We start from the raw sequence: 16,359 nt of genomic DNA, 5'->3' as shown, positions 1-16,359 counted from the left end.
AACGCGATGGTATATCCCCGACAAGCTGACTATGACCGCCAGATCGCCGCCTGGCTGATTCTCTGCGCGGCGGTCATCTTTGGCATGATCCTGCTCGGCGGGGTAACCCGCCTGACCAATTCCGGGCTTTCCATCACCGAATGGCAACCGATCATGGGCGTAATCCCGCCGCTGTCGGACGCGGCCTGGGAAGAGGCCCTGAACAAATACCGCCAGTCTCCGGAATACCTGCAGATCAATCGCGGCATGTCCATGGACGCCTTCAAGGTGATCTTCATGTACGAGTACCTGCACCGGGTACTGGGGCGCCTGATCGGGGTGCTGTTCTTCTTCCCCATGCTCTATTTTGCCCTGCGCGGGCGGATCCGGGCGGGCATGATGCCCAAGCTCTGGGGCCTGTTCATTCTCGGCGGCTGCCAGGGATTCCTCGGCTGGTACATGGTGAAGAGCGGGCTGGTCGACGTGCCGCACGTCAGCCAGTACCGCCTGACCGCACACCTCGGGCTGGCGGTGCTTATCTATGCCTGGATGCTGTGGCTGATCCTCGATCTGGTCACCGGTCGGCATCCGCGGGGCCGCACCCCGCACCAGTTGGCGCCCTGGGGCCTGGCCCTGGTCGCGCTGGTATTCCTGATGATTCTCTCCGGCGGTCTGGTCGCCGGCACCAAGGCAGGCTTTGCCTACAGCACCTGGCCCCTGATGGGGACCAGCTTTATCCCGCCCGGACTGTACTCGGGTGAGCCGGCCTGGCTGGATGCCTTCGAGGACATTACCGCGATCCAGTTCAACCATCGCATCTTCGCCTACATTCTGTTCGGCCTGGTGCATGTTTTTGCTTTCCGGCTGTGGCGCTCGGGGCTGGGGCCCCGCGCCAGGATGGCGACGGTGCTGCTGGTGCTGGCACTGTGGCTGCAGGTTGTCCTCGGCATTACCACCCTGCTGCGCCATGTGCCGATAAGTCTGGCGGCGGCGCACCAGGGTGGCGCCGTATTGCTGTTGTCTGCCATGCTGTATGCGGCACATGTCCTGCAGCGGGGAAAAGCGCATGTATGAGCGGTTCCAGGAGCATCTGGCGGGCCAGTTGGCGGAAATCGAAGCCGCGGGCCTGTACAAGCACGAGCGCTTGATCACCACGCCCCAGGGGGCTCACGTGGGGGTCAGGGAGAAGGAGGTGCTGAACCTCTGCGCCAACAACTACCTCGGCCTCGCCCAACACCCGGGGGTCAATGCCGCCGCCGCCGCGGGCCTGCACGACTGGGGCTATGGCATGGCCTCGGTGCGCTTTATCTGTGGCACCCAGACCCTGCACAAGGAGCTGGAATCCAGCCTGTCGGCGTTTCTCGGTACCGAGGACACCATTCTTTACCCTTCCTGCTTTGACGCCAATGGCGGCCTGTTCGAAACCCTGCTGGGTGAGGAGGACGCGGTCATCTCCGATGAGCTCAATCACGCCAGCATCATTGACGGTATCCGCCTGTGCAAAGCCAAGCGCTTCCGCTATCGCAACAGCGACATGGCCGATCTCGAGGCACAGCTGCAGGCAGCGGCTGCCGCCGGGGCCCGCTTCAAGCTGATCACCAGCGATGGCGTGTTCTCGATGGACGGCTATGTCGCCCGCCTCGACGAAATCTGCGACCTGGCCGAGCGTTACGACGCCCTGGTCCACTTCGATGACTGCCATGCCACCGGCTTCGTCGGCGCCGGCGGTCGCGGCACCCATGAGTTGCGCGGTTGCATGGACCGGATCGATATCACCACCGGCACCCTGGGCAAGGCACTCGGCGGCGCCAGCGGTGGCTACACCGCTGCGCGGCAGGAGATTGTCGACCTGCTGCGGCAGCGCTCGCGGCCCTACCTGTTTTCCAATACTGTGGCGCCGCCAGTGGTGGCGGGGGCAATCAAGGCGGTAGAACTGGTGGCGACGGTGCCGGAACTGCGCCAGCGCCTGGCCAGCAACACCGCCCGTTTTCGCTCCGGTCTGGAAAATTTGGGTTTCGAGCTGTTACCCGGGGAGCACCCCATTGTGCCGGTCATGCTGCACGACGCGGCGCTCGCTGGCCGCTTCGCCGAGGCGGTGCTGGCACAGGGTGTTTACGTGGTGGCGTTCTCTTTCCCGGTCGTGCCGAAGGGCAAGGCAAGGATTCGCACCCAGATGTCGGCGGCGCTGACTGACGCGGATATCGATTTCGCCCTGGAGGCTTTCAGCCGTGCGAAGGCCGAGGTGGGGTGCTAGTGACATGATACTATTCACCAGAACTTCGGGGTCTTGTCGTCCTTGCGGCGGCCTGAGCCCGAGCGGCGGTCTTCCTTGGTGATGTCGAAGCGCACTTCCTCGCGACGATCCTGGTGATCCCTGCGCTCAGTTTTGCGCCGTTCGACGCCTGTATATTTTTCTTCGCCCTGCTTGTCCTTGCAGACGGGGGGCGCCAAATCGCGTGCTTCAAAAACCGGGTGTTTGTCGGACATTGCAATATCTCCTCTGCCATTCTGGAGCAATGGCATCTGCACAGTGTGGCTCATTTCCCTGACTTTACACAAACCCGGGCTGGCGTATCCCAGCACGAGTTGTCCGCTTTGTGAAGTGAGTCACATGGTATTTCACAGGCAACTGGCTTATCCTCTGCGGGCACGGAAATTCTGCCATATTCAGTAGTTTAGCTGCTGTTGATAATAATGAGGTCCGGGTTTGGACCACGGGGATGAGCGCCAGAAATGACTGCCAGCTTTGACGATACGCTGCTACAGAGCCTGCTGGCAATGTGCCGATATCATGGCACTCCCTCCACCGGTGAGGCATTGGTAGGAGGGTTGCCGCTGGAGAACGGCCAACTGACCCCTGCCCTGTTTGAACGCGCCGCCAGCCGGGTGGGACTGGTCAGCCGCATTCTGCCGCGCAGTGCCAGCGACGTGGAGCCCGCGCTGCTGCCCGCCGTGGTGCTGTTGAAAAACGATCGCGCCTGCCTGCTGATGGGCTGGAGCGACGACGGCGCCAACGCCACCGTGATTTTCCCCTCCCTCAACGAGGCGGCGGTGGAGGTGCCGGCGGAAAAACTGCTGGCCCAGGAGAGTGGCCGGCTTATCGTCTGTCGCCCGCGGTTCCGCTTCGACCAGCGCGCGCCGCGCACCGGGACCTCCGATCGGGGTCACTGGTTCTGGGATGCCATCCGCGCCAACATGCCCGTCTATCGGGACGTGCTGACGGCGGCCTTTTTCATTAACGTGTTCGCCCTGGCGCTGCCCCTGTTTACCATGAACGTCTACGACCGCGTGGTACCCAACTACGCGGTGGAGACTTTGTGGATGCTGGCGGCGGGGGTGATCATCATCCTTGTGGCCGACATTGTTCTGCGCACCATGCGCGGCTATTTTCTGGATCTGGCCAGCCGCCGGGTGGACATGCGCCTGTCGGGGCAGATCATGGAACGGGTGCTGGGCTCGCGGCTTGAGCACCGGGCGAGTTCGGTGGGCTCCTACGCGGTCAACCTGCGCTCCTTCGAAACCGTGCGTGATTTCATTACCTCGGCCTCGGTGACCACCTTGATCGATGTCCCTTTCGCCATCATTTTCATTGCGGTGATCGCCTGGATCGCCTGGCCGATACTGATTCCGCTGGGGGTCGGCCTGCTGCTTGTGCTGGGCTATGCGCTGGCTACCCAGGGCAAGCTCAGGGAGCTGTCCGAGACTACCTACCGCGCCAGCGCCCTGCGCAACGCCACCCTGATCGAGAGCCTGGCGGGTCTCGATACGCTCAAGGCCATGGGTGCCGAGTCGCGTATGCAGCGCAAGTGGGAGGAAGCCACAGCGTTCCTGGCCCACGTCGGCGTGCAACTGCGGCTGGTCTCCAACTCCACCATCAACGTTACCCAGTGGGCCAACCAGATGGTCACCATGTTCGTGATCATCACCGGGGTCTATCTGATCACCGCGGGCGAGCTAAGCATGGGGGGCCTGATCGCCTGCACCATGCTCAGCGGCCGGGCGATGGCGCCCTTCGGCCAGGTGGCGGGTTTGGTCACCTCCTGGCACAACGCCCGGATCTCCCTCAGTTCCCTGGATGAGGTGATGGCCAAGCCGATGGAACGGGAAGAGGGGGCCCAGTTGCTGTCCCGGGAGATGTTCAAGGGTGACATTGAGTTCCGCCAGGTGTCATTTGCCTACCCCGGGGCGGAGTTGGAGTCGTTGAGCAATGTGTCGTTCCGGATCAAGCCCGGGGAGCGGGTGGCGATTCTGGGGCGGGTCGGCTCGGGCAAGTCCACCTTGCAGAAACTGGCCATGGGGCTGTACCAGCCCACGGCAGGCAGCATCATGATAGACGGCATAGATCTGCGCCAGCTTGACCCCAGTGAGCTGCGCTCCCGCGTGGGTTACGTGCCCCAGGACGTAACCCTGTTCTATGGCAGCCTGCGCGACAATATCACCCTGTCCCACGCCAACGTCAGCGACTCGGCGCTGGTGCGTGCTGCGGAAATTGCCAACCTGTCCGATTATATCAACCGCCACCCGAAGGGCTTCGACATGCAGGTCAGCGAGCGCGGTGATTCACTGTCCGGGGGGCAGCGCAAGTGCGTCGCCCTGGCCCGTGCGGTGGTCCACGATCCGCCTATCCTGTTGATGGACGAGCCCACCGGCTCCATGGATCATTCCACCGAAGTGGCGGTCAAGCAGCAGCTTACCGACTACATCCAGGGCCGCACCTGGGTGGTGGTGACCCACCGTAACTCGCTGCTGGAAATGGTCGATCGGATCATCGTAATCGACAACGGCCGGCTGGTTGCCGACGGGCCGCGCGACAGCGTGGTCCAGGCCCTGCAGCAGGGCAAGATAGGGGCGGCCAAATGAGCCAGGAACCGGAGTCCAAAGGCGTGCCAGAGCCGCTCCCGGATAGCCCCCGGAAGCGCTATCTGGCGGACTTCATCTTTGCTCCGTGGCTCAAGGACGCCGCCGATGCGCCCCGTAACTGGGAGCAGAATGCTCACCGTGCCTATGTAGAGCAGCAGCCCCTGCGTGCCCGGGCCGTGCTGTATATCGTTGCCCTGATTGTCATCGCCCTGGTGGCCTGGGCTGCTTTCGCCGAGATTGACGAGGTCACCCGAGGCACGGGCAAGGTCATTCCCTCGCGCCAGATCCAGGTGATGCAATCCCAGGATGGCGGTGTTGTGACCGAGATCCACACCCGCGCCGGGGATATTGTCGAGGCCGGGCAGCTGCTGGTGCGGCTGGACCAGACCCGCTCCGAATCCAATCTGCGCGAGAACCAGACCGAGTTCCAGGCCCTCTCCGTGCGAGCGGCGCGTCTGAGTGCCAACCTGGCCCGCACGGAGTTCGTGGTGGTGCCCGAGTGGCTGCGGCAGGTGCCCGAAATTGTGGAACAGGAGCGAGCCCTGTATGAGTCGAGCCTGGCCCAGCTTAACCTGCAACGGCAGATCGCCGCGGAGCAGTTGGAGCAGCGGGAGCAGGAGCTGGCAGAGGTTAACGCCCGCTCGCGCCAGTTGTCCCGCTCCCTGGACCTGAGCCGGCAGGAGCTGAGCGTCACCCGGCCCATGGTCTCCTCCGGCGCGGTTTCGCAGGTTGAAATCCTGCGCCTGGAGCGCGAGGTCAACCAGCTCAGTGGCGAGTTCGAGCAGTCCCAGGCCCAGATCAAGCGTATCGCCTCCGCCATCCAGGAGGCCCGGGGTCGGCTGAGCGAGGTGGAAGTTGAGTATGAGAACAAGGTGCGTGAAGAACTGACCGACACGATTGCCCGTATGAACGGCTTGCGTGAGGCAGGGTTGGGCCTCAGTGACCGGGTGCAGCAGACCGAAATACGGTCACCAGTAAAGGGTACGATCAAGCGCTTGTACCACAACACCATTGGCGGGGTAGTGCTGCCGGGCAAGGAAGTCGTTGAAGTGGTGCCGCTGGACGATACCCTGCTGGTGGAAGTCCGGATCCGGCCCCAGGACATCGCCTTCCTGATCCCCGGACAGGAAGCGCTGGTGAAGTTCACGGCCTATGATTTTGTGGTTTACGGTGGCCTTGAGGGCACCGTGGAGCATATCGGTGCCGACACCATCATGGATGACGAAGGCAACCCCTTCTATGAGGTGCATGTGCGCACGAAGCAAGCTGGCTTCGGCGAGGAGATGCCGATCATGCCGGGTATGACGGTGCAGGTGGATATCCTGACCGGGAAGAAGACTATCCTGGCGTATTTGATGAAGCCCGTGCTGCGGGCCAAGCAGTACGCCCTGACGGAGCGCTGATGAAACAGTTGTTTGTGGTGGCCGAGGGCAGGATGCGCGATCGCTGGCGGCAGGCGTTCCCGGACGCCTGTGCCGTGCCCCAGGTCGTTGATGTTGCACCGCTGGCGGTAGTGGCCCGGCAGACGGTGTGGCTTGATGGAGTCGGGCTGGATCTCATGGAACGCCTGGCGCGGCTACGGGAAGCGGTCGCGGCGGGTTATCGGGTGGTTGTCATGACGGCCACTCCCTCCGAGGCAGAAGCGTTTCAGGCGCTGAACGATGGCGCGGTGGGTTACTGCCACGTCGAGGCGGCCCCGGAGCAGCTGCGGGAAATCGCCCTGGTGGTAGAGCACGGGGGGCTCTGGATGTTGCCGGAACTGGTGCAGCGCCTGATGGCCCTGTCCCTGCGGGTGGTGCCCACTCCCGCGCCGGAACACCCGGAGCTCAATAACCTGACTCCCAGGGAGTTGATGGTAGCGGAGCGGGTTGCTCACGGGGCCAGTAACCGCGAGATTGCAGAGGTCCTGGACATTGCCGAGCGCACGGTCAAAGCACACCTTTCGACCATTTTCGAGAAGCTCGGGGTCCGCGATCGCGTGCAGCTGGCCCTGGCGATGAACAATATTCCTACCTACACCGCCGTGAACTGAGTCACAGATCCCGCCTTGACCTGCCAGCTATGTGACCCAGGTCACATCAAGCGCCCTACCTACTGCCCTTTAGTACAATGCTGTTGTCTGTGCGGCAGCGTACTATCGAGACTCGTAAATTTGCACAACTTCCAACAACGATCGCCCTCCAGGGCGACGTAAAACAAGGGAATCGAACATGGCCGACGTAGCGATAGCAACAGTAGTGGCGGTAATTGGCAAAGCCTACGCCCGCAACGCCGATGGCGAATTGCGCGAGCTCAAGCCCGGTGACGTTCTGCTGGAAGGCGAAACCGTCGTCACCCCCGGCGGTGGCTCGGTAGAGCTTGCACTGTCAGACGGCAGCCCGTTTGTCATAGCCGACGTGCCGGAAATGACCCTGACCCGGGATATTGTCGCGGAACGCGCCGCGGGTGCCGAGGAGAGTGCGGTCGAGGACGAAACGGTCGCGGCCGTGCTGGCCGCCCTGGAAGGTGACGGCGATATCCTCGAAGGTCTGGATGCAACCGCGGCGGGTGCCGGCGGCGCCGGTGGCGGCGAAAACGCGGGCTCCAGCTTCATTCGCCTGGGCCGGGTTGTAGAGAATACCAATGAGTTCAGCTCCGTCGCGGCCCTGGCCACTCCCGAGGCTCCGCAGGCTGTAGACAACGAGGCATTGCTTACCGTCGATGCCATCAATGACGAAGCCACCACAGAGCTCAACACCCCGGTGGTCATTGACGTATCCAGCAATGATATCTTTATTGAGGGCTCGGTGATCACTTCGGTGACCCAGCCCGAGAACGGCACCGTGGTCATCAACCCTGACGGCACCGTTACCTATTCCCCGAGTGAAGATTTCTTCGGCGAGGACACCTTCACCTACACCGCCACCACGCCGGATGGGAACAATCAGGATACGGCCACGGTTACGGTAGTGGTCCCCGAGCCAGAGCCGGAGCCCGCCCCGATCCTGATCACCATCGACGACGTGACCGTGGCGGAAGGCGACCTGGCAACGCTGACGGTGAGCCTGTCCGAGTCCAGCGACGTTCCTGTAAGCGTGCAGTTTGCCAGCCTTGATGACAGCGCCACCGTTGTCGGCGGCGACTACGACCCGGAGACGGGCACCATCACTTTTGCACCGGGCACGACCTCGGTTCAGATCCAGTTCCAGACCAACGAGGACGACCTCCAGGAAGGCACCGAGCAGTTCCTGGTGAATCTCAGCAACCCGGTGGGCGCGGAAATTGCCGACGGCCAGGGTGTGGTGACGATTGTCGATGACTTCCTGCCGACCATCAGCATCAACGATGTCACCGTCACGGAAGGCCAGACCGCGACCCTGACCTTGACACTCTCGGCCGCGGTAAACGAGGCCGTGACCGTGAATTTTGCGTCCGCCGATGACACCGCGACGGTGGTTGGTGGAGACTACGACCCCGAGAGCGGCACCATCACCTTCCCGGCTGGCACCACCGAAGTGACAGTCCAGTACCAGACCAATACCGACAATATCGTGGAGGCCACCGAACAGTTCCTGGTCAACCTCAGCAACCCGACCAACGCCACGATTGCGGACAATCAGGGCATTGTGGAGATTCTGGATGCGACCGAGCCGCCGCCTCCGCCGCCCCCACCGCCGCCGCCACCGCCGCCGCCAGAGAATAACCCCCCGGATGCGGTGGACGACGCATTCAGCACTGAGGTAAATACGCCTGTGCAGGGTACAGTGCTGCCCAATGACAGCGATCCCGACGGCGACCCGCTGACCGTGATCAGCAACACACAGCCTGGTAGCGGCAGTGTGGTGGTGAACCCCGATGGGACCTTCACCTATACGCCGAATGCGACCTTCGACGGTACTGATACATTTGACTACACCATCTCCGACGGGGAAGGTGGTACCAGCACAGCCACAGTGAGCATCACCATTGAGGATGGCATTGTGACGGTTGATGTCCCGACCGCGGGCGAAGCGGGCACCCAGGTGTCCGAGGCAGGTCTGCCGCAGGGCTCTGGTGAACTGGCTGATGGTGACAGCAGCAACAACAGCGACACCAGCGAGACCACTTCGGGCCAGATCAGCTTCACCGGTTCGGATGCGCCGCTGACGGTGACCCTGACCGGTGCCGGTGGCGCGACGCTGGCGCTTACGGCAGGCTCCCTGCAGGTCGGCCAGACGCTGGCGGGCGAGCATGGCACGCTGACCATCGATGCCGTGAACCTGGCGGCGGGTACGATCGATTACAGCTACACGCTGACGCAGAACACCAACGGCGATACCACCAGCGACAGCTTCGGTGTCGCGGTGAGCGATGTGGATGGCGATGATGCCACCGGTACGCTGACGGTTGCTATCGTGGATGACGTGCCGACGGCGAACGACGACACGGGTGTGCTGGCCATTGGCGCGACGCAGACGACCGGTAACCTGCTGGGCAATGACCTGCAGGGTGCGGACGGTGCGACGATCACTGCTATCGACAGCCAGGTGGCGGACGGTGATGGCAACATCACGGTGAACGGCACCTACGGCACCCTGGTTGTGAATGCGGCGACGGGGGCTTACACCTACACCCGGACTGCAGCAGCGGACCAGGGCGGTGATGATGTCTTCACCTACACGCTGACCGACGGCGACACCGACTTCGATACGGCGACGCTGACCATTGCAGCCGACGGTGATGTGACGCTGGACGTCCCGACCGCGGGCGAAGCGGGCACCCAGGTGTCCGAGGCAGGTCTGCCGCAGGGCTCTGGTGAACTGGCTGATGGTGACAGCAGCAACAACAGCGACACCAGCGAGACCACTTCGGGCCAGATCAGCTTCACCGGTTCGGATGCGCCGCTGACGGTGACCCTGACCGGTGCCGGTGGCGCGACGCTGGCGCTTACGGCAGGCTCCCTGCAGGTCGGCCAGACGCTGGCGGGCGAGCATGGCACGCTGACCATCGATGCCGTGAACCTGGCGGCGGGTACGATCGATTACAGCTACCCGCTGACGCAGAACACCAACGGCGATCCCACCAGCGACAGCTTCGGTGTCGCGGTGAGCGACGTGGATGGCGATGATGCCACCGGTACGCTGACGGTTGCTATCGTGGATGACGTGCCGACGGCAGCGGCCGACACTGACAGCCTCGACGCTGGCGACTTTGGCCCGGCCATCGGCAACGTGCTGAGCAACGACACCGAGGGCGCTGACGGTGCCACCGTGGTCGGCGTCGTAGCCGGCACCGCCGGCACCGCCCTGAACGACGCAGCCACCGTTGCCACCGCTATCAGCGGTACCTACGGCACGCTGAGCATCGATAGCGATGGCAACTACAGCTACGCCCGCAATGCCGGCACTCCGGGTGGTGTGAGTGATGTCTTCACCTACACGATTGAGGACGCCGACGGCGACCAGTCCTTTACCACGGTCACCGTGACCCTTGGTGACGGCGACGTCACCGTGGACCTGCCCGCTGTGGCGGGTGAGGGCACGGACGCTGTCAACGAGGCTGGCCTGGACGGTATTGGCTCTGACGCTGCCAGCGACAGTGAGACCACCACGGGCAGCTTTACCTACAGCGCCACCGACACGCCGGTGGACATCGTCATCGGTGGAATCACTGTGGTTGAGGACGGCGTCCTGACGGGGAATGACACCGTCGATACGGGCACCGGTATCCTCACCGTTACCGGCTTTGATGCGGTGGCGGGCGAGCTCGACTACAGCTACACGCTGTCCGGCCCGATCACGGATGTGGCCGGTGCGGTGGAGACCGACTCCATTGGCGTCACCGTCAGTGATGAGGACGGCGACAGCGACAGCGGCTTCATCAACATCAACATTATTGATGATGTGCCCACGGCAGTTGCTGACACGGCCAGCGTCGCCGAGGGTGGTTCTGTGTCCGGCGATGTCGTCACCAACGACGTCTTCGGCGCCGACGGCCCCGGCGGTGTGGTTGGCGTTGCCTCTGGCAACGACACCAACTCGCCAGTCAGCGGCAATGTCGGTGTCAGCATCGCTGGGGTCTATGGCGAGCTGACGCTTAACAGCGACGGTAGCTACACCTACAACGCAGACCCGAACACGGTACCGCCACAAGCGACGGACACTTTTGTTTACACTATCGTCGACGCGGATGGGGACACGGCGACCACGACGCTGACTATTACGCACACGGAATCGGGCCTGACCACTAGTTACGGTGGCGATATCCAGTCGGATGATGCGGTGCTCAATGACAGCACGGATACGACCACGGTCACTGCCAGTGGTGGAGCCGGCGGCTACACCTATACGCTGCAAGGCGCTGACGGAAACGGTGAAGTGGTGATTGCCGATCTTGGCAAATTCACTATCAATGCCAATACTGGCGTTGTAACCTTCCTGCAGTCAGCGGCGTACAGCCACGCTGTAGCCTCAGACCTGGCAGATAATGTGGCCGCGGTTACCGTCATCGCGACCGATGCTACCGGCAACACGGCCGCACAGGTGGTGAATGTTGATATCACGGATGATCATCCGGAATTCATCAATGTCGCAGATCCGGACAATGACGGGATTGTGGAGCTCTCCGCGCCCAATGTCAGTGCTGTATACACCCAGCAGTTCGCTGACTGGACCTACGGCGCAGATGGTCCCAGCCCAAGCCTTTCTTTCGAGCTTGATGCAGCATCGGGTGGCGTGGAAGTGGTTAGCTCGTCACCCAGCCAGATCGTCTTGAACCTGAAGGATGGGCAGAATGCCCTGGTGGGTGTACTAACCCTGAATGCAGACGGCGATGACTCTCTTGAGGTGATTGAGCGAGAGCCGGAGTTAGTGACGGATACGCTTCTAACCACGGACGTTACTGCTTCGGGACCGTCCATAAGTAAGACGATCAACAGCTCGATTTCAGGCCTGACGGTAACTGTCACTGGAAGCGATGGTGACAGCACTCCGGGGGAGCCGGATGACGAGGTCAATCCAAGCACTAAGGGCTGGGCAGTTGCCAACAACGTGCTTAACGGTGGGGAGAGCTTGACCTTTGCGTTCGACGAGCCGGTAAACACGTTCCAGTTCCAAGCGAATGGTTTCACTGGGAACGGAACCGTACGCTCCCTGGAAATAAATGTCGCTTACAGTGACGGGTCATCAGAAATAATTAGTACGTCCCCATTCGATGGTGCCAACGTCGCCGTTCAGGAACTTCCTGGCTTCGACACCGGAAAGACAATTTCAAGCGTAACGGTCAAAAACAGTGAAGCCAGTTCAAATCAAGGGTTGAGGTTGAACAATGTGACCGTAGGGCAGTTTGTTGAACAGGAGCCACCACCCGTCGATTTCAATTTCACATTGGGTTCTTTGTCGATAGAGGACAGCGATGGCGACTTCGCGGAACAGCAATTTAGCATCTATCTTGATGGCTCTGCGGACGGCGGTTTTAGTATTTCAGGGCAGTCAGCTCCGGTTGTTGTAGACCTCGCTAACGATGGCGCCGGCTATCTATCTCGCGACGCGGGCGTGGTATTCACGGACGAGTCCACTGGCGAGTCGGTCAACACTGCCTGGGTTGCACCGGAGGATGGCCTGCTGGTCATTGACGCCAACAACTCTGGCACCATCGACGAGGCGCGCGAGTACGTCTTCACTGAGTGGTCCGAGACTGCCGAGACTGACATGGAAGCGATCGGGGAAGTCTTCGATACCAACAACAACGGTATGCTCGATCCGGGCGACGAACGTTGGAGTGAGTTTGCGGTATGGCAGGATGCCAACTCGGATGGCAAAAGCGATGAGGGCGAACTGGTTTCACTGGGTGAGCTCGGTATCGAGAGCATTTCTCTGAACTACGACGAATCAAGTGAAGCCAGAACCGATGCAAACGGCGACGTGATAGTGCACGGCCAGTCGCAGGTAAGCTGGACGGATGGCGGCGTATCCATTGCCGAGGATACTACCTTCGCCATCAATGCCCTGGATGTGTTGTCCCAGGACGATGAGATCCAGCTGCCGGCGGGTGAGGAAAACACGAGCCCCACGGTGACTGGGAACTCTTCGGCTGCGGGTACAGCCACGGCTGGGCCTCAGGCCCCAGCGGTGGATGATGTCGCTGCGCTGGAGTTCGACCTGATGTTGAGTCTGAACGACAACAACAAGCCGGACCCCGGTTATCAAGGCGAATGATAGCCGTTGGGCGGCAGTATGACTGTCGACCAGTGAGCTTCTGAGCTATGATCCATCCCCGGTTCCTGCAAGGGTGCCGGGGATTTTTTTGGAGTAGCACAATGCCCTTTGTACAGCGCGACGCCGATGGACAGATCGTCGCAGTCAGTCAGGTGCCGACGGATGGCATGGCGGTGATTGCCGCGGATGACCCGGATCTACAGGATTTTCTCGGGCAAATGGGAGCGGAGGCGCGGCAGATCAGCGCCACCGACCAGGATTTTGTCCGCGTACTGGAAGACGTGGTGGAATTGCTGATTGGTCGGGGCGTGATTCTGTTCACCGACCTGCCGGCATCGGCCCAGGAGAAGATGCTGCATCGCCAGGCGTTGCGCAGCAACCTGCCTGGCAGCCTCAACCTCCTCGGCGATGACTGAGCAGCGCGCTATGCGTTGAAGTCAGTCATCGCCGGCCCGGTGGCGCCGTCAATGCCCAGTTCCTGCAGTTGCCCCCACTCCTCCTTGCTGCGCACTCCCTCGGCAATCACGATCACGCCGATGGAGTGACCCACGGTGCACAAAGTGCGCAACAGGGTCTGGTTGCCGGCATTGGTGTCGATATTGCGGATAAACGAGGAGTCCACTTTCACGTAGTCCAGGCCGACGTCGCTGAGCTGACCGATCTCCGCGAGCTGGTGCCCGACGTGTTCGATGCCGATCTTGCAGCCGTAGGTCTTGGCCCTGGCGGCCAGTTTCTTGAAGGCCTCCAGATGGCGGAAGGCCATGGATTCGGGCAGCTCCAGCCAGAGATTGGCGGCGGCGGGCCCGGCGGCGGACAGGTGATCGCTCAGCCAGAGCAGGAAACTGGGCTCCACCAGAGCGCCAACAGACAGGTTCACGGAGAGAGGCCGGCCGCGGACCGCGGCGACGCGCAGGGCGAGGTCGAGCACATGCTTGTCCAGCTCGCTGGACAGTTCCAGGCGGTTGATCCAGGGCAGGAAAGTGCCCGCCGCCAGCTCCTGGCCCTCGTATTCCAGCCGCACCGGCGCTTCGAAGTGCAGCAGGCGCTTGTTGATGCCGATTACCGGGTAATTGGCGAGACTGAAGCGCTGCTCCTGAAAGGCGCGCTGGAACACCTTGCGCCAGTGTTGCATCTGTTCGCGCACCGGCATCATCTGGATGTCGCCGGCGTAGGCCAGGTTGATTGCGGAGTTACCCTCCTGGTCCGCGGAAATCAGGGCGCCGTCCAGGCGGGTCATGAGCTTGGGCAGGGTGTCGTCGTGGACATAGACGGTGGTCGCGGCGGGCAGGGTAACTTCCTGCAGCATGCTGCGGGTCTCCATGACTTCACGCAGGGCGTCCTGCATTTCCCTTGCCACCTCGCCCGGCTCTATGGAGCGGGGCGCCATCAGGGCAAAGTCGGAGCCGTTCAGGCGCGAGGCAGCCCAGCGGCTGTGGCGAGTGGCGATCGCGTTCAATGCTGCACCCGCCTCCGCCAACAGTCCGTCGATAGCCTTGCGTCCGTAGGTCTGGTTGAGCTGGGCCAGCCCGCCGATCCGCACCAGAGTCAGGGTACCGGTGGCATTGACGTCATCGCTCTCCAGCGCCGCGCCGAGTGACTGCATGAACGGCTCCCGGTTCAAAAGCCCGGTAATCTTGTCGATATGGGCATTGCGCTGCCACTTCTCCAGCCGCGCTGTTTCCTGGCGCAGGGCCGCCTTGATCCGGTCTGACATGGTGTTCATGGCGCCGACCACCCGCCTGAATTCCAGGGTGTAGGGCTCGGGAATGCTGATGAAACGCCGCTGGCCGATGGCTTCAGCCTGGTTCACCACGTCGTCCAGGGGTTTGAGAATGATACGCAGCAGGTAGCTGCCCAGCACGCCGCCGACCACCATGGCGATCAGGAACACCAGGGCCAGCAGCTGGGTGCTTTCCCACAGTTCCTTGTAGGCAAAGCGGGAGTGGCTGCGCAGGGTGAGGGTGCCCACCTGCTGCCAGCCCTTCTGCACCTGGGCAATGCCGGGGTCGACCTCGATGGGCAGCAGTTGCATGAACCAGGCGGGGGCGTCCTCGATTTTCTGGGTGTCCTCGCGGCGGACAATCAGGTTGCCCTCGGGGCCGATGAGTTCCACAAGCTCATAATGCCCGGTGTCGAACTGGGCCGACAGGGTCAATTCCAGCAGCACCGGGTCCGCATCCTGCTGGGTGAGCGACAGGGCCAGGGCAGAGGCATTGTCCGAATTCTTCATGTAGAGCTGCTGCTCCAGATAGCTCTTGGCGGAGAGGCTGCTGACCACGAAACTGCCGCCGAACACGAGGCTCAGCAGGAGGATGATTGCCAGCCAGAGCTGTTTGAATAATGACATGCCGGTACTCCGTCAGTGTGCGTGGATCAGCCGAGCCCGTCGGCTGCCATCCGTTGTAACAGGTCGCGCCAGCGCGACAGCCTGGCGCCCGGGTCCCGGGTGGCAGGCGCCGCGGCGCCGCCTACCCACAGGCCCTGGCTGTTGAAGCCGAACACGGGCGTCAGGTCTGGCCGCCTGGAGGCCGGCCGGACCTCGGAAATCATGTTGTCGAGAATCAGGGGGTCGGCGGAGGGCGTGGGGTAGTAGGCCAGCACCATGTGAGCCTCGGTGGCATTGCTGTAGGCGCCGCCGATCTGCGCCTTGACATAGGTGACACGCATCTTGCCCACGTCGACGCCCGCCAGCAGCAGGGTCATATACTTGGCGATGCTGAAGTCCTCGCAGTCCCCCTCGCGGCGCGCCATGGTTTCCAGCGGCGTTGCCCAGTAGTCATTTTGCCGCCACACTTCGATGTCCGTGCGCCAGCGGACCAGATTGTTGAAGAAGCTATTTACCCGCTCCACCTTCTCTGTTTCACCCAGTGTTGATATCTCGCTGATCAGTGCGCGCCAGCGGACCACTGTCTCGGCGGTGTTGGGACCGTGGCGGCTGAGCGCCAGACGCTCCATGCGGTCGAGGTCAACATTCGCCAGCACCATGGCACAGCTGAGCACCAGCGCGACGATCGCAGCGGCGATGGCCCGAAGTCTACTGTGTAGTGCATTTGCTGAAGGCATGCTCAGTCCACGGCCGACCCTGGTCCAGGGCTGGTGCTGTCATCGGGGCGGCGCCATGGTAGTCCTGTCCGGGGCCGCTGTCGCTAGCAGATAGTACGGTAAACCTCTGTGCGGTGAGCGGGATAAATGCCCCAATTGGGTGCTCGGGGCCGTATTTTGTGACGTGGTTCATGGTAATTGTCCACAACTAACTATGGATTCCTGCAATTTCGCCTATACTCGGGCGGCAGTTATCGAGGCGGCGATATAACGCCGCCCGTATGTTGTATTGAAAGGGGAAACA

At 62.1% G+C, this 16,359-nt stretch carries 10 protein-coding genes; 7 read left to right on the top strand and 3 right to left on the bottom strand.

What is annotated here, in order from left to right; all coding sequences use genetic code 11:
- Positions 1-6 precede the first annotated feature (6 nt).
- A complete protein-coding gene (locus Q6D67_RS02325; protein WP_304703914.1) occupies positions 7-1,053 on the top strand; it encodes a COX15/CtaA family protein in 1,047 nt (348 codons plus the stop codon).
- A complete protein-coding gene (locus Q6D67_RS02320; protein ID WP_304703913.1) occupies positions 1,046-2,233 on the top strand; it encodes a glycine C-acetyltransferase in 1,188 nt (395 codons plus the stop codon). Before Q6D67_RS02325 ends, Q6D67_RS02320 begins: the two co-directional genes overlap by 8 nt.
- 14 nt (positions 2,234-2,247) lie before the next feature.
- Here the strand turns inward: Q6D67_RS02320 and Q6D67_RS02315 are convergent, their stop codons facing one another.
- Positions 2,248-2,466: a hypothetical protein gene (locus tag Q6D67_RS02315; RefSeq protein WP_304703912.1), complete on the bottom strand. Its 219-nt coding sequence runs from the start codon at positions 2,464-2,466 to the stop codon at positions 2,248-2,250.
- Positions 2,467-2,712: 246 nt separating this feature from the next.
- Between Q6D67_RS02315 and Q6D67_RS02310 the strand changes: the two genes are divergently transcribed.
- From Q6D67_RS02310 to Q6D67_RS02290, 5 genes are all read left to right on the top strand, one after another.
- Positions 2,713-4,839: a type I secretion system permease/ATPase gene (locus tag Q6D67_RS02310; protein ID WP_304703910.1), complete on the top strand. Its 2,127-nt coding sequence runs from the start codon at positions 2,713-2,715 to the stop codon at positions 4,837-4,839.
- On the top strand, positions 4,836-6,242 hold the full coding sequence (locus Q6D67_RS02305) for an HlyD family type I secretion periplasmic adaptor subunit (protein ID WP_304703909.1): 1,407 nt from the start codon (positions 4,836-4,838) through the stop codon (positions 6,240-6,242). The genes Q6D67_RS02310 and Q6D67_RS02305 overlap by 4 nt, the downstream gene beginning before the upstream one ends.
- Positions 6,242-6,871, top strand: coding sequence for a response regulator transcription factor (locus tag Q6D67_RS02300; RefSeq protein ID WP_304703908.1), 630 nt, complete (start codon positions 6,242-6,244; stop codon positions 6,869-6,871). The genes Q6D67_RS02305 and Q6D67_RS02300 overlap by 1 nt, the downstream gene beginning before the upstream one ends.
- Positions 6,872-7,049: 178 nt before the next feature.
- On the top strand, positions 7,050-13,013 hold the full coding sequence (locus Q6D67_RS02295) for a retention module-containing protein (protein WP_304703907.1): 5,964 nt from the start codon (positions 7,050-7,052) through the stop codon (positions 13,011-13,013).
- Between the two features lie 101 nt (positions 13,014-13,114).
- A complete protein-coding gene (locus Q6D67_RS02290; protein WP_304703906.1) occupies positions 13,115-13,429 on the top strand; it encodes a hypothetical protein in 315 nt (104 codons plus the stop codon).
- Positions 13,430-13,437: 8 nt separating this feature from the next.
- Here Q6D67_RS02290 and Q6D67_RS02285 read toward each other — a convergent pair whose 3' ends face one another.
- Together Q6D67_RS02285 and Q6D67_RS02280 are read right to left on the bottom strand one after the other, a co-directional pair.
- Positions 13,438-15,360 carry an EAL domain-containing protein gene (locus Q6D67_RS02285; protein WP_304703905.1) on the bottom strand — a complete coding sequence of 641 codons (1,923 nt, stop codon included), beginning with the start codon at positions 15,358-15,360 and terminating at the stop codon, positions 13,438-13,440.
- 26 nt (positions 15,361-15,386) lie between these two features.
- On the bottom strand, positions 15,387-16,076 hold the full coding sequence (locus tag Q6D67_RS02280; RefSeq protein WP_304703904.1) for a transglutaminase-like cysteine peptidase: 690 nt from the start codon (positions 16,074-16,076) through the stop codon (positions 15,387-15,389).
- Positions 16,077-16,359: the final 283 nt, after the last annotated feature.

This window comes from Haliea sp. E1-2-M8, assembly GCF_030649675.1.
Lineage (GTDB): Bacteria > Pseudomonadota > Gammaproteobacteria > Pseudomonadales > Halieaceae > Haliea.
This window is presented reverse-complemented; position numbering and strand designations above follow the sequence as displayed.

Bases quoted from the DNA above. Each gene is read 5' to 3' on its own strand.
- Q6D67_RS02325 (WP_304703914.1), top strand. From the start codon at position 7: ATGGTATATCCCCGACAAGCTGACTATGACCGCCAGATCGCCGCCTGG.
- Q6D67_RS02320 (WP_304703913.1), top strand. From the start codon at position 1,046: ATGTATGAGCGGTTCCAGGAGCATCTGGCGGGCCAGTTGGCGGAAATC.
- Q6D67_RS02315 (WP_304703912.1), bottom strand. From the start codon at position 2,466: ATGTCCGACAAACACCCGGTTTTTGAAGCACGCGATTTGGCGCCCCCC.
- Q6D67_RS02310 (WP_304703910.1), top strand. From the start codon at position 2,713: ATGACTGCCAGCTTTGACGATACGCTGCTACAGAGCCTGCTGGCAATG.
- Q6D67_RS02305 (WP_304703909.1), top strand. From the start codon at position 4,836: ATGAGCCAGGAACCGGAGTCCAAAGGCGTGCCAGAGCCGCTCCCGGAT.
- Q6D67_RS02300 (WP_304703908.1), top strand. From the start codon at position 6,242: ATGAAACAGTTGTTTGTGGTGGCCGAGGGCAGGATGCGCGATCGCTGG.
- Q6D67_RS02295 (WP_304703907.1), top strand. From the start codon at position 7,050: ATGGCCGACGTAGCGATAGCAACAGTAGTGGCGGTAATTGGCAAAGCC.
- Q6D67_RS02290 (WP_304703906.1), top strand. From the start codon at position 13,115: ATGCCCTTTGTACAGCGCGACGCCGATGGACAGATCGTCGCAGTCAGT.
- Q6D67_RS02285 (WP_304703905.1), bottom strand. From the start codon at position 15,360: ATGTCATTATTCAAACAGCTCTGGCTGGCAATCATCCTCCTGCTGAGC.
- Q6D67_RS02280 (WP_304703904.1), bottom strand. From the start codon at position 16,076: ATGCCTTCAGCAAATGCACTACACAGTAGACTTCGGGCCATCGCCGCT.